Annotated in this window: 14 protein-coding genes; 11 read left to right on the top strand and 3 right to left on the bottom strand. The window is 42.3% G+C overall.

The genetic code is table 11. The features are described from left to right. Window positions 1-42: 42 nt before the first annotated feature. From EOD41_RS15480 to EOD41_RS15470, 3 genes are all read right to left on the bottom strand, one after another. Window positions 43-1,275 (bottom strand): multidrug effflux MFS transporter, encoded by a 1,233-nt coding sequence (locus EOD41_RS15480; RefSeq protein WP_127706550.1) that lies wholly within the window; start codon window positions 1,273-1,275, stop codon window positions 43-45. Window positions 1,276-1,358: 83 nt separating this feature from the next. Further along, entirely contained in the window at window positions 1,359-1,787 is a 429-nt protein-coding gene (locus EOD41_RS15475) for a nuclear transport factor 2 family protein (RefSeq protein ID WP_127706548.1), read from the bottom strand. Between the two features lie 2 nt (window positions 1,788-1,789). Then, window positions 1,790-2,233 carry an SRPBCC family protein gene (locus tag EOD41_RS15470; protein ID WP_127706546.1) on the bottom strand — a complete coding sequence of 148 codons (444 nt, stop codon included), beginning with the start codon at window positions 2,231-2,233 and terminating at the stop codon, window positions 1,790-1,792. Between the two features lie 125 nt (window positions 2,234-2,358). On the opposite strand from EOD41_RS15470, the gene EOD41_RS15465 reads away from it, so the two are divergent. The 11 genes from EOD41_RS15465 to EOD41_RS15415 all read left to right on the top strand — a co-directional run bounded on the left by EOD41_RS15465 (window position 2,359) and on the right by EOD41_RS15415 (window position 14,130). Beyond that, on the top strand, window positions 2,359-3,333 hold the full coding sequence (locus EOD41_RS15465; protein ID WP_127706544.1) for a GlxA family transcriptional regulator: 975 nt from the start codon (window positions 2,359-2,361) through the stop codon (window positions 3,331-3,333). Window positions 3,334-3,391: 58 nt separating this feature from the next. Further along, on the top strand, window positions 3,392-3,691 hold the full coding sequence (locus EOD41_RS15460) for a glycine zipper domain-containing protein (RefSeq protein WP_127706542.1): 300 nt from the start codon (window positions 3,392-3,394) through the stop codon (window positions 3,689-3,691). A gap of 88 nt (window positions 3,692-3,779) precedes the next feature. Further along, window positions 3,780-4,985 (top strand): BamA/TamA family outer membrane protein, encoded by a 1,206-nt coding sequence (locus EOD41_RS15455; RefSeq protein WP_127706540.1) that lies wholly within the window; start codon window positions 3,780-3,782, stop codon window positions 4,983-4,985. 267 nt (window positions 4,986-5,252) lie between these two features. Beyond that, a complete protein-coding gene (locus EOD41_RS15450) occupies window positions 5,253-5,606 on the top strand; it encodes a response regulator transcription factor (protein ID WP_164849951.1) in 354 nt (117 codons plus the stop codon). Window positions 5,607-5,810: 204 nt separating this feature from the next. Continuing rightward, window positions 5,811-5,999 carry a hypothetical protein gene (locus EOD41_RS15445; protein ID WP_127706536.1) on the top strand — a complete coding sequence of 63 codons (189 nt, stop codon included), beginning with the start codon at window positions 5,811-5,813 and terminating at the stop codon, window positions 5,997-5,999. A gap of 443 nt (window positions 6,000-6,442) precedes the next feature. Next, window positions 6,443-6,808: a response regulator gene (locus EOD41_RS15440; RefSeq protein ID WP_240663440.1), complete on the top strand. Its 366-nt coding sequence runs from the start codon at window positions 6,443-6,445 to the stop codon at window positions 6,806-6,808. Window positions 6,809-6,958: 150 nt separating this feature from the next. After that, on the top strand, window positions 6,959-10,033 hold the full coding sequence (locus EOD41_RS15435; RefSeq protein ID WP_127706532.1) for a tetratricopeptide repeat protein: 3,075 nt from the start codon (window positions 6,959-6,961) through the stop codon (window positions 10,031-10,033). A 19-nt stretch (window positions 10,034-10,052) separates the two neighbouring features. After that, the gene (locus tag EOD41_RS15430) at window positions 10,053-11,822 is read left to right on the top strand and encodes a porin family protein (RefSeq protein WP_127706530.1); all 1,770 of its coding nucleotides are present in this window, start codon (window positions 10,053-10,055) and stop codon (window positions 11,820-11,822) included. 39 nt (window positions 11,823-11,861) lie between these two features. After that, a complete protein-coding gene (locus tag EOD41_RS15425) occupies window positions 11,862-13,025 on the top strand; it encodes an SPOR domain-containing protein (RefSeq protein ID WP_127706528.1) in 1,164 nt (387 codons plus the stop codon). After that, the gene (locus EOD41_RS15420; RefSeq protein WP_127706526.1) at window positions 13,022-13,729 is read left to right on the top strand and encodes a MotA/TolQ/ExbB proton channel family protein; all 708 of its coding nucleotides are present in this window, start codon (window positions 13,022-13,024) and stop codon (window positions 13,727-13,729) included. Before EOD41_RS15425 ends, EOD41_RS15420 begins: the two co-directional genes overlap by 4 nt. After that, on the top strand, window positions 13,726-14,130 hold the full coding sequence (locus EOD41_RS15415; protein ID WP_127706524.1) for an ExbD/TolR family protein: 405 nt from the start codon (window positions 13,726-13,728) through the stop codon (window positions 14,128-14,130). The genes EOD41_RS15420 and EOD41_RS15415 overlap by 4 nt, the downstream gene beginning before the upstream one ends. Window positions 14,131-14,163: the final 33 nt, after the last annotated feature.

Here is a 14,163-nt window from a genome sequence, read left to right as displayed (position 1 = left end):
GCTGTTCCCAATGACTAATGGCCAATGACAAATGACTGATGACTAATGCACTGCCGCTACTGCAGTTGCATCATCAACGCTCACAAACTTACCTCGATTTACGCGTACACTTATAAAGTGCAGTCCAAAAGCGAGCAAGGCTGTAATGCACATTACTATTGCTAACGGAACTGTTGAATGTGCTTTAAATTCGCTCATAGTTACAGTTACCAGCGAACCAATACCTAATTGTATCGCCCCGAAAAGAGAAGATGCCGTACCTGCATTTTTTGAAAACGGTGCCAGGGTTAAGGCTATGGCATTAGGGTTGATAAACCCTACACAAGCGAGAAACAGGAAAAGCATCACTATGGTACCGGCCAGATCAAACACTCCGGCGTAAGCGCCCATCGCGAACACAATGCTGACAATACTTTGCACACTCAGTGTTACACGGATGATCTGCTCACTGGTAAACTTACGCAGTACCAGGCTGTTTAGCTGGCTTGCACCGATCAGCGCGACAGACAGGCCGGCGAAAATCCAGCCGTAAGTTTTATCATCCAGATGATAAATTTCCATAAATACCTGCGGCGAACCTGATACATATGCAAACAATCCCGCGAATGCAAACGAACCGGTAAATGTGTATGTATAAAACTGCGGGTTTTTAAATACCGTTAAAAAACCTGTAATAATTGGCTTTGGCCTAAGCGATATGGTTTTATCGGGCACATAGCTTGAAGGTAAAACCAGTGCTACAGCCAATAATATTAACGCCGCCATAATGGCAAGAATAATAAATACCCATTGCCAGCCCGGGCCGGCAGTTACATAGCCACCAACAGTTGGCGCTATCATGGGTGATGTGCCAACAACCAGCATCAGCAGGGCAAATATCTTGGCGTTTTCGTTAACCGGAAACAGATCACGCACCATAGCCATTGAAGCAACCGCGGCGGCACAACTGCCAATTGCCTGTATAAAACGTACGGCTATCAGCATTTCAAGCGATTGCGCTAATGCACAGCATACCGATGCTACTATATAAACACACAAGCCTATGTAAAGCGGTTTCTTGCGTCCGTACTTATCAAGCAACGGGCCGTAAAGCAGTTGCCCTGCAGCCAAGCCAATAAAAAAGCCTGATAATGAAAGCGCTACTCCGGGTACATCCGTATGAAGATACTTTGCCATGGCCGGAAATCCCGGCAGATACATATCAATAGAAAACGGCCCAAGGGCGGTTAGCGTACCTAAAATAAGTACCAAAAAGAAGTGCTTTTTCCTCGTCATACATCAGTGCATTTGCACGCCTGCAAAGATGCTGCAATAAGCCCGAAATACAGCGATGATAATATCAACAGTTTGTAAACTGTTTATTCATTATCGTAGTAAGTGGCGTCTTTAATAATCTTTCCGTCTTTAAATGTAAGTACCGAACATATTGGCAAATACCATTTGGCCTGCCCTGCGGGCGTACCTGATGAAACAAACTGAACGGTCACCCTGTCACCTGAAGCACTGATATCGGTTATGTTATCGTTGATATCCGGGAACATCTGCTGCATGCCCGCGTACTTTTCGGCTGTTTCTTTGCGAGTTTTCTTCACATAATCAATCCCAAACGCGGGATCAAGAAATTCGGCAGTATCTGCATAAAAAGAAGCCATTTTTTTCCAGTCGTGACCATTAAACGCCGCGAACATTTCTTTTGCTGCCGCAAGATTTTTTTCGGCGGTCTGATCGGTGCTGCTGCAACCGGCAAGGGCCATAGTTAATAGTAATAAGTATATCAGGTTTTTCATATCTAAAATAATGAAGCAAGTTTTAAGTAATGATATCGTTGGCTGTCATCTTCGCAAACAGTTTTCAATTTAAGCAATAATGCTTCCCAATCAATAACGGGTTGACTGCTTGACCAGCATTTCAGCTTAAAGGTAAGTATTGTATCACTATTTTTGGGTTCCAACTCAAAACAAACGATGTACTGTTCGTTTGACTCATCCGCCAAATGTCGCCATTCCACATACCGGTTGGGTACTTCGTCAGCAACTATAAACGATACTGTTGTACCGGCCTTAGTTATTACAATATGTCTGTTATCCTTTTTAATAAGATCCAATTGTTTTAACCGGAATGCATCTGTAAGGGAGGGGTAAATAACCTGCACGGGTTTATTTATTGTTACAGACAACAATATCTGATCGTCACAACCACTATTGTACTGAAATGCATTGAGAGTAAACAGCATAAGATCACCGGTTTTAACTGAATACTAAGTTAAAGGGATTATTATCGCCGGGTACGGTTAAAAATGTCAACATGAGGGGGTAAACAAGACAATTTTTCTATTTTAGTATCCGGATAACCAACATTATGATAAACCTTGCCGTATTATACACCAAGAAATGCAGGCCTTTAAGTATTGCCGCTATTCTGGATGTTTTTGAAAGCGTGAATAGTTTTTACCAGCACAGGCAGTTGCAGCCGGCATTTAATATCCAGCTGATAAGTTTGGAAAAAGGGCTTAACGTGCTTGATAAATATTCAACCCTTGATACCGGTGGCGATTACAAATCCAGCCTGGTATTGATACCCGCCTTCAATTCTGAATACATTGATATCAGCGAGGCGATAAAACAAAACTATGGGTTTATTCCGTGGATACAGCAGCAATTTCAGCAAGGGGCCGAAGTAGGCAGCTTTTGCACCGGGGCTTTTCTGCTTGCTGCAACCGGATTGCTTAACGGCCGTAAAGCTACAACACATGTTATGGCTACATACAATCTGGCAAAAAACTTTCCGGAAGTTAAAGTACAGCCCGAAGATGTGGTTACCCATGATAATGGTGTTTATACCAGCGGCGGCGCTACCAATACTTTCCACTTGCTTTTACATTTGGTTGAACGGCATTGTGGCCGCGACATTGCCGTGCAGGTTGCCAAACTGTTTGCCATTGATATGGACCGTGACCGGCAAAACTATTTTGCTACCTTCCTACCAAGTAAAGATCATGCCGATACGCTGGTAGCACAGGCGCAGCAGCGCATGGAAGAGTTATACGGCAAAGCCTCAACCGTTGAAGAAATTGTCGGCGATATCCCCTCAAGCAGGCGCAATTTTGTGCGCAGGTTTAAGCATGCTACCGGCATCACCCCTATTGAATACCTGCAGCGCACACGGCTTGAAGGCGCTAAAAAACTACTTGAGAAAACCAATCAAAGCATCTCCGAAATAATGTACAACTCGGGCTACAATGATGTAAAATCTTTCAGGCAACTGTTTAAAAAAGGAGTCGGTTTAACACCAAAAGAGTACCGCGACAAGTTCAATACCATCAAAAGTAACTGATAGTAACTGCATTGGCTTGCTATTTGCATAAACTCAGTCGGAACAAAATAAATGAGTTATGAAAAAGCTGTCAATATACATAAGCCTTGCCATGGCCATGCTGCTATCGGCAGGCGACGCTGCTTATTCACAGCAGCAACCAAAAAAGAAAAAAGAAATAAGCGCGCAAGGTAAAGGCGCAATCATCGGCGGTGCCGGTGGCGCAGTTGCAGGCGGTATAATAACCAACGACCTTAAAGGCGCGCTTATAGGCGGGGCCCTGGGTGCAGGAGGTGGTTACATTATAGGTAACGAAAAACAAAAAGCAAAAGAGAAGAAAGCCGCTCAACAACGCGCTGCTTCTAAAAGCTCAAATTAATTTTAAAAAAAAGCAGCCAGGAAGAAATATCCCGGCTGCTTTTTTTATATCTTTAAAGCAGATCGCTCTCCAATCCCTAAATTACGGCATGTTCAAATATTTAATCGTATTCCTGTTAATACCCTTTTGTGTGCTTGCGCAGCCGCAGATGGTTAGGGACACGGCTAATTATGTTGATTACAGCAACCAAACAGACCTTATTGACCTTGGCCGTTCATTGTTTAACGTTACCCCACCAAAGGTTAAGGTAGAAGAAGACAAAGATGTGTATTTTTCATTCCTGCCTGTTTCATCACAGGTACCGGGCGGAGGCAAAGCGCTTTTAACTTCAACAACCGCGGGTTTTTACCTGGGTGACCGCCGTACAACTTATATATCCACTGTAACATTTACGCCTTATCTTAATTTCCGGGGTCGGTACGGATTGCCCATCCGCTCAAATATATGGCTGAAAGACAACTCATATACCATCCAGGGCGATATGCGCGTTATGCGTTACCCGCAATACACCTGGGGACTTGGCGGCGGCATGAGTAATGATACCCGTGTATTGCTCGATTATAAGTATATCCGGTTTTACGAAAGCGCGCTTAAGCGCATCACACCCTACTTTTTTGCAGGGGTGGGCTACAATATGGATTACTATATTAACATTGAAGGGAAGGATGAAGCGCTTCAAAACTTTTCCAACTACATGCATGGAACTGCCAATAGCCAAAATTCATTCTCATCGGGTGCTACTTTAAATTTGTTGTATGATACCCGCAACAACTCCATTAACCCACTTCCCGGTTGTTACAGTAATTTAGTGTACCGGTATAACAGTAGTGTTTTTGGCAGCGATACGCATTGGCAATCATTATATTTTGACATGCGGAAGTATATTTCACTTAGTAACAGCGGCAAAAAGAACATACTTGCGCTTTGGGGATACTACTGGACGATACTTAAAGGCAATACGCCTTATCTTAATTTACCAAGCGTGGGCTGGGACCCCTACAACCGTTCTGCACGCGGTATCAGCCAAAACCGTTACCGGGGCGAAGGTCTTATTTATTTTGAAAGCGAATATCGCCGGGACATTACACGCAACGGGCTGTTAGGGTATGTAGTATTTGCAAGCGTTAATTCGGTTACCGAACCTGGTACCCGCCAATACCGCTACTGGCATCCTGCCGCCGGCGGAGGGCTAAGGGTAAAATTCAATAAAAAATCAGGCACCAACATTGGTGTGGATTATGGTTTTAGCAAAGGCTACTCTGCTGTAATGCTGAACTTAGGCGAAGCGTTTTAATATCGTAACGAATAATTTACAATCATCATATCTGTTAAATTAATTACAACCGTTTTTATTGAAAGGCAAAAAATGATTCAATAAGTGACCTGTGTCACATTTTTAATCATTTAAGATACTTATAATCCTACTAAGAAAATTTTTATGTACTTTTGTTCGTAATTCCGAACAGGTTCAAGCCAAAACTTTTTTACGCGTTTAAGCGTATGCACAAGCACAAAACACATTATTAGCTTTTCGGCATTATAATATATTAGCTTTAAGATATTGAAACGCATTTTAGTACTGGATGACAATCAGGATATACTTGACATTGTTCATGAAACCCTAGCTTATGAACAATTTGAAGTAAAAAGCACTCCCGACGGTGAGGATGTTATGCCTCTTGTCGAAAAATTTAGTCCTGACCTTGTTATATTAGATTATCGTGTAGCAGGCAAAAACGGCGGTGAACTATGCAAACAGATCAAAACTCATCCACACTTCGGTAACATACCTGTCATCATTTTCTCTGCCTATGTAAATAACAGCAGCGAACTTTTTGCCTATGGCTGTGATGCCATAATTAACAAGCCCTTTGATTTGGGCGAATTAGTTCAAAAGGTGAATAGCCTGCTGTAAGTGCAGGCTTTGTTATTAATTCGTTAATAAACCTTACTCCACTAGCCCAAATATTAACAATTTATCAAATAAATAATAAGTTTGTTAATTATCAACTAATTTACAGTATCAACCTTTGACAATTTGATAATATTTTGCTAAGTTAGCGAAGTATTAACTGGAACCGTTCACCTGCCTGAAACAAACCGGCCCCAACTTGTTCAAATGGTAAAGGAAACATCACAACTTGGGCACGCTCCCGAAGCAAAGAAATCAGTGGTTTGCCCATCATGCAAAGGCAACATGCTAAGCCGTATTCCGCGAGGTTTTATTGTAAAAACATTTCTATTCTGGCTACCCATTAAAAAGTACATGTGCTACAAGTGCCAGCGTAAAACCTACCTGTGGGGTTAACCATTAAATAAATACTTAATTATAAGTATTTTGATATAAAGTTTTATTATTAATTTTGATTTTTTTATGGTGAATACGAAACTAAACCCCCTTATTAGTACGTATTTGTATTAAACCTAACTTACCTTTTTGTTAATATTAGTATTAAAACCTTGAGTGACTCATCTAAACAACGCAAAGAACGTGTTTGTCCGAAATGTGGATTTCCTTATCATTTCCAGCTAAGGCGTAATCTTTTTGAACGATTACTGGCCTCTATAGTCCCTTTTAAAAAATACTTTTGTGCTAAATGCCAAAAACCCCGGTATGTTTTTACCCGTAGTGTTGAAACCGTTGATATGTTAATTACCGCGGCATTATTAATAACTTACTGGTAAACAACTGATATTTGGTATAACATTTGTTCACGTATGTTAAAAAACATGTTTTTAATTCAAGACAACGTGAGACGGATATTAGCAGTTGACGATAATAAGGATATTCTGGAGCTATTACAGTATATATTAGAAGATTACGGATATAAAGTTTTAACCCTTGCCGACGGACATAATCTTTTCGAAAAAATAAATGAGTACCGGCCCGATCTGATTTTACTGGACATAATGTTGGGTGATATGGACGGACGTGAACTTTGCAAAGAAGTAAAACAAAAAACTGAAACAAATAATATCCCGGTAATACTTATTTCTGCCAGCCATGATGCCGGCGATTTGACCAGGCATGAAAACGGCAAACCTGATGGATTTATTCCAAAGCCATTTGATATCAATACATTACTTAACACTGTGCAGCGTCAGATAGCTGCCTGACACTCTTCCACAAGCAACAAAGTTTTCCACAAGCATAACAACAGGCGTATTGCGCCGTTAAATTTCTGTTTTCCACACTTGTTAAATACTCGTGTGGATTGCATCTTTGCCGTTTAGGTAATTTAGCACTATCCAAAGTACGTCTCTTGTATGGTAAAACTTAAATATATTGTGCTGCCGGCGGCGGCCGCACTCATCATAACGCAGGCAAAAGCCCAGCAAAATCCCTCGTTTCATATTTACAAAACCTATCATACTGGTCTCGACCTGCTTGACAAGGGTAAATATGTAGCTGCTGCAGAGCAGTTCAGGCAGGTGGAAGCAACTTCGTTAAAAACTACAACGCAAGCCAAATTTGAATCAGAACTGTCATTGCTGCAGGAAAACGCTTCGTATTACGAGGCCGTTTGCGCACTCGAATCGGGAAGCGAGGATGCAGAAAGCCTTTTCCAAAAGTTTATAAAAGAACATCCTGAGAACCCGCTGGCCAAGATGGCGTTCTTCCAGGTAGGTAAATCATACTTTAAACAAGGCAAATACAAGGAAGCGCTTGAATGGTTCAACAAAGTAGAGGCAGGTGAGCTTACCGGCGGAGATAATACTGAATACAAATTCAGAAAAGGTTATGCCTATTTTGCTACCGGCGATTATGTGAACGCCCAAAAATTGTTTAGTGATGTAAAAAATAAACGCTCGTCCTATTCAGAAGACGCCACTTACTATTTTGCATACATAGCGTATTTAAATAAAGACTATCATCTGGCACTGCTGAATTTCGAAAAGTTAAAAAATTCAAAGAAGTATGAGAAGAGCTATCCTTACTATATAACGGCTGTTTACTTTCTGGACAAACGGTATGACGATGTACTGAACTATGCTATACCAATAATCAACAGCACACAACAGCAGCACGAAACAGAAATGCTGCGCATTATTGCCGCTTCGTATTTTGCAAAGGGCGATTACCCTAAATCAGTTAGCTATTACAACCGCTTTCAGGACCAGGATCAGGGCAAAACGCAAAATACCCAGGATAGCTATCAATTGGGTTATGCCTATTATAAAACAGGTAACTACCCAAAAGCTGCTGAAGAGCTTAAAAAACTGGCCGGTCGTAATGACGAATACGCGCAAAGCGGTAACTACGCCCTTGGTGATGTATTTATTAAGTTAAACAACAAGCAAAGCGCGCGTAACGCTTACATGACTGCTTCAAAGCTCGACTTTGACAAGCAATTACAGGAAGACGCGTTATTCAATTACGCAAAACTTTCATATGAACTCGATTTTAACAGTCAAGCACTTGAAGCCACAAGACTTTATTTAAAGAAATATCCGCGCAGCGCACGCACCGATGAAGTTAAAACCTTACTGGGCGAAGCTTTACTGAACTCACGCAATTACAAAGAAGCTGTTGAGATTCTGGAACCTATACCGAATAAATCAGTAAGTGCACAAACAGCTTATCAAAAAGTGACTTATTACCGTGGCCTGGAATTTTACAACGAACGCGCTTTTGAGAATGCTATTGGTATTTTCCTGCGATCGTTAACCTATCCGAATGATAAAAAAACCGAAGCCTTAACCCGTTACTGGATGGCCGAGGCAATGTTCGAGGTACGTAAGTACGGCGAATCGGTAGAGAATTTTGAGATTTTTCTGGGAATGCCGGAGTCAAAAGAAACCAGGCTAAGCAATTATGCCAACTATGCACTGGCATATGCGGCATTTGGCGGTGAGCAATACGGCAAAGCAGCAAAATATTTCGAGCGCTTTTTGCAGGGTACCACAACTGATGTAAATACTGTTAATGATGCCGTTACCCGGCTTGGCGATAGCTACTTCGTTATGAAAAGCTATAGCAAAGCGCTTGAGTACTACAATCGTATTATTGCGCAACGCAGTCCGGGTGAAGATTATGCTTTGTTTCAGCGGGGTATAATACAGGGCTTACAGGGCGCTTTGGATACAAAGATCAGCACACTTAACGATGTGTTGGCCAAGTTCCCGAATTCGGATTATGCAGACGACGCTTCGTTTGAGATCGCTTATACCTACTTCCTGAAAAACGATGGCGAGCGCGCTAAAACAGACCTGCAGGCTATGATACAAAAGTACCCAAGCAGCAGTTACGTACCACGTGCCTTGGTTACCATCGGTCTTATCGATTACAACGCTAATCGCGATGATCTGGCCGTTGAATCTTTCAAAAAAGTGGTACAGGATTACTCATCTACAGATGAGGCCAAACAAGCGCTTAAACAGGTTGAGAAGATCTACACTGATAAAGGCGACGCACAAACATTTATCAACTACGCTACTGGTACGTCAATAGGTAACTATACCACTGCAGAGCAGGAAAACATCATGATGACCGCTGCAAATAACCTGTATTTAAGGAACGACTGGCAGGGAACAGTGAACGCTGTAAACGCTTATATGGATAAATTCCCTAATAAGCAGATATATGACAAGCAAGCCCGTTACATACGCGCACAGGCGTTGGTAAACCTTGGCCGTAACGAAGAGGCGGTGATGGATTACAACTACATCCTGAACGACTGGACAAGCGGTTACACCGAAAAATCGCTTATCGCAATGGCTAAGCTGTACATGTCGCAAAAGAAATATAATGATGCAGTAGTATTCTTGAAACGCTTAGAGATCAACTCTGAGTACAAAGCCGATTACACTTTTGCTATTAACAACCTGCTGATCTCTTATGACCAGATGGAAATGCCTGACGATGTGTTGAAATATGTAACGCTGGTGCGCGATAATGAAAAATCGGCCGAAGAGGATAAATTTAAAACAGGATTGTTCGCCGGTAAGGCACACCTGCAACTGGGCGACACTACAACCGCTGTTAAAGAATTTAATTACACAGTAAGTAATACTAAAACAGTATCGGCAGCCGAAGCGAAATACAATATTGCCCGGGTAGAATACCTTCAAGGCAAATACAAGGCATCGCAAAAAACATGTTTTGATCTGGCTAAAGAGTTACCGAACTACGATTACTGGATAGCCAAAACCTTTATACTGCTGGCCGATAACTATACCGCTTTAAAGGATGACTTTCAGGCTAAGGCTACCTTGCAAAGCGTAATTGATAATTACAAAGGTAACGATGATATACTGCCTGAAGCAAAAGCAAAGCTTGCTAAACTGAATGGCACGCCGGTACCAACAACTCAAACACAGGAAACACAACAGGAAAACTAAATAATTATACAAGCACGCAATGAATTTAAGATACGGATATATACTTACAGCGCTGGCAGTTTTTTATTTTGCTCCTGTTAACGCGCAGGTTAAACCTAAAAAAACAACAGCAAAAAAAACGGCGGCGGTTACGCCTGCCGCCGCCAACAAACTTGGCGACGCGGCTTCAAAAACAAAGCAGGATACTACAAAAAAGACCGATAACGCTGCCAGTCTTTCTGAAGAGATTGTAGTAACAACGTCATACAAACCGGTGCTGGCCGACGCGGTGAAAATACGCCGCAACCCCGACCTGGAAGACACCTCGCCTTTTAAGGCTCCGTTAAGCTATACCTCGCTTGACAAAAGGCTTGAGAAAGATAATGAAATACAGCAACTGGAAGCCATGAAACGTCCGCCTGAGCGGGATTCGGTACCTACCAACAACTACGTACGTGCCGGTTTGGGCAGCTTGAAAACTACTTTTGCTGAAGGCTACTTTGGTAATGGCAAAGATGAAGCTTTACAGGTTGGCGGTTATGTTAAACACTTCGCTCAAAGCGGAACCCAGTTTGAAAAACAAAACGAAAGCAGGAATGAGATCGGCGTTTTTGGCAAAACTTTAATAGGCGATAACGCACTTAACGGCCGCATAAATTATAAACGCCGCGGTGTTTACTTCTATGGTTTTAATGATCTTAACGAAGCTTTACCTGAATTTGATCCGCAGAGACAAACATTTAATACCATAAGCGCCGAGGGTGAAATGGCAAAAAAATACACCGGCGCCGAGAAAGACTTTACTTACGCGGCTAAACTACAAGGTTACATTTTCAGCAACGCGTTCAGCGCAAAAGAAAACAATCTTATTCTTTCAGGTTTCCTGAACAAAACGGTTAAACAGTTTTATGCAGGCCTTGCAGCTTCGCTTGATTTAAGTACCCAGAAAGATGTGGCATATTCATACAACAACAGTATTGCGCGCGTTAACCCATACATAAAACTTCAGGGTGATCAGTATAAAGTTGACGCGGGTGTTAACATTGTAAAAGAATTTGGCTTCAGCGACAGGTTCTTTATTTTCCCTGCTGCCAAACTGGAGTTTCAGGTGATACCTAAATATGTACGCTTATTTGCAGAAGCGACCGGCGATGTTAATAAATCATCACTTAAAAACTTTGCCGAGATAAATCCGTTCATCGGCGAAAATATTGCTCTCCGTAACTCAGTTGACCAGCTGAATATCAGCTTAGGATTAAAAGGAACGTTGGCACCCGGTTTAGGGTTTAAGGCGACATTCTTTCGCAACAGCGTAAAGGACCTGCCAATGTTTGTTAACGCATTCGACGAAACCGGCATCAATAATAAATTCGCGGTTATTTATGACAGCGGTCGCTCACGCGTAAGCGGGTTCAATGGCGAGCTTGATTTTAAAGCGACTGACGATTTCAACCTGTTTGGAAGGGTTGAGTTTAAAGATTATCAATTAAACACAGAAACACAGCCATGGAACCTGCCAAAATTTAAGCTTACGGCAGGTACAGTTATCCGCATAACTGATAAAGTTAATGTGAACGGCTCGTTACTCATCCGCGGCAGCACTCAGGACAGGCGCATAAACGGCGAAGAGATAGTTGGTACGCCAATAGACTCATACGTTGACCTCAATGGCGGCGTTGAATATAAAGCCACTAAGCAGATCAGCATATTTGTACAGGCGAACAACCTGCTTAACAACACCAACCCAACCTGGTTGTATTACAACAATAACGGGTTTAATATATTTGGCGGTGTTGGTTATGCTTTTTAGAATTTTTTAATTTTACAATTAACCGTACTTTTACCCGGAATGAATCTTTCCCTGTATTTGGTTGAACTACTCGCGCTTGAAGGCAAAGTTACTGTGCCCGGCCTCGGGCATTTCTTCAACGCGAGGGCCAGCGCCTGGTACAACGAGGACGAGGGAAAGTTTTACCCGCCGCACAATACAATAAAGTACGAGCAAGATTACGATCATGATATCCGCTTTGCGCAGTTTATTGCGGAGCGGAAAGGCATATCGGTAACATCAGCCAGCTTTTTTATTGACAAGTATGTTGATGGCTTGCTGCAGGAAGTTGCCACAAATGATGCTCAGATAAGCGGATTGGGTTGGTTACGTTATGATGGCATCAAAATCACTTTTAAGCCAGATACAGTAGCGGAGAATGATCCCGCTTTTTTTGGCTTGCCGGCTTTTGAACTGCACAGAACCGGCGCGCAACCGGTTACCGCTCAGAAAATACCCGACTTATCGTTTTCATTTTCGCCGACACCAACACCGCCTATAGCGCAACCGGAGCCTGAACCTGGGTCAGTAGAATTCACCTTTCCGCAGCAAGGACAAGACTACTTTCAGAATGAAGAATATGAAGAAAAACGCGGGTTTAATGTCTGGATTATTATAGCCATCGTGTTTATTGTATTGGGTGGTGCAGCTATTGGTTTATATTTATACAAGCCTTCGTTTTTTGGCTTTGCGGAAAAAAATAAACCTTTGGTAGCAGTAAACCCTGATACTTTACGGCATAATGATTCAGCCATACAGTCGCAAAGGCCGGTGAATGACGTTGTTGTTAACGAAGATAACAGTACAACCGTGATTGAAGGTCAAACTGGAAAGATTGCTCCTGATACAGCGGCTGCTTCTGAAACAACGCCTGCGCCAACTGCATCGGTACCGGAAACAAAAACCGTTACTGAAACACTGCCGGTTGAAGATAACCGCACACGCTGGGAATTACAGGCCGGCTTTTATAATTCTGAAGCAAAGGCTACACAATATTTATCTCTCTTTACAAAAAAGGGGCTTAATGCAGAAGTAGTTCCTGGCCGGGGTAAAAAATACATCATCACCCTGGGCACTTTTTACACTTATAACGAAGCACGGACTTTACAAAAAGAACTGCTTGCAGCAAAAAAAATCAAACCAAAAGAAACCATTATAAAAGATTATCCACCAGTTAAGAAATGAGTTTATTAGCACAGATTACAGACACTACTGCACAACTAACAGATAGCGTGAACAGGGCAGCCGTACCCGTGGTACAGGCACAAGAAGAATTGCGCTTTGGCGATCTGCTTTTAAAAGGCGGATGGGTGATGATACCTATCGGCTTACTGGCTATTTTAGGCTTAGTAATATTTTTCGAACGTTTTTTCACCATCCGCAAGGCTGCTAAAGATGAATCGAACCTGATGACGCAGGTTCGCGCCAGCATCATGTCGGGTAACCTGCAATCGGCTATAGCTATTTGCCGCAACAGCAACTCGCCGCTTGGCCGTATGTTGCAAAAAGGCCTGCTGCGTATTGGCCGTCCTATAAAAGATATTGAAGGCGCTATTGAGAATGTTGGCAAGCTTGAAGTATCAAAACTGGAAAAGAACATCGGCATCATCGGTATAGTAGCCGGTATTGCGCCCATGTTTGGTTTCCTTGGTACTATTGCCGGTGTAATCCAGATCTTTTACGACATCTCTAAAACGGATAACATCAGTATGGGTGTTATCTCGGGTGGTTTATATGTGAAGATGGTTACTTCGGCAGCGGGTTTATTTGTAGGTATAGTTGCTTATGTTTGTCACCATATTTTAAATATGATGGTTGACAAAGTGATACTGAAATTGGAAACCGACGCTATTGAATTTATTGACCTGTTAGAGGAGCCAAGCAAATGAATTTAAGAAAAAGGCACGGACGCGCGACGGCCGAGGTACATACTTCGGCGCTGAACGATATTATGTTCTTCCTGCTGCTGTTCTTCCTTATCGCTTCAACGGTTACCAACCCTAACGTGATCAAGCTGATGCTGCCGAAATCGTCAACAGGGCAGTCGGTATCAAAAAAAACAATCACCGTATCGGTAACAAAAGAACTGCGTTATTATGTTGATAAGAAGGAAGTAAGCGTTGATCAGCTTGAGCCTACCTTAGCGAGCTATAAACCTTTGGCAACAGAATTGACCATTGTATTATATGTTGACCGCACTGTAGCCATACAAGATGTGGTACAGGTGATGGACATAGCGCAAAAACTTAACATAAAACTGGTTTTGGCAACAGAACCGAAGAGCAAGTAGATTGTTGGGCAGAGAATAGTGATTGGAGATTAG

It is taken from the genome of Mucilaginibacter limnophilus (assembly GCF_004005815.1).
Classification (GTDB): domain Bacteria; phylum Bacteroidota; class Bacteroidia; order Sphingobacteriales; family Sphingobacteriaceae; genus Mucilaginibacter; species Mucilaginibacter limnophilus.
This window is presented reverse-complemented; position numbering and strand designations above follow the sequence as displayed.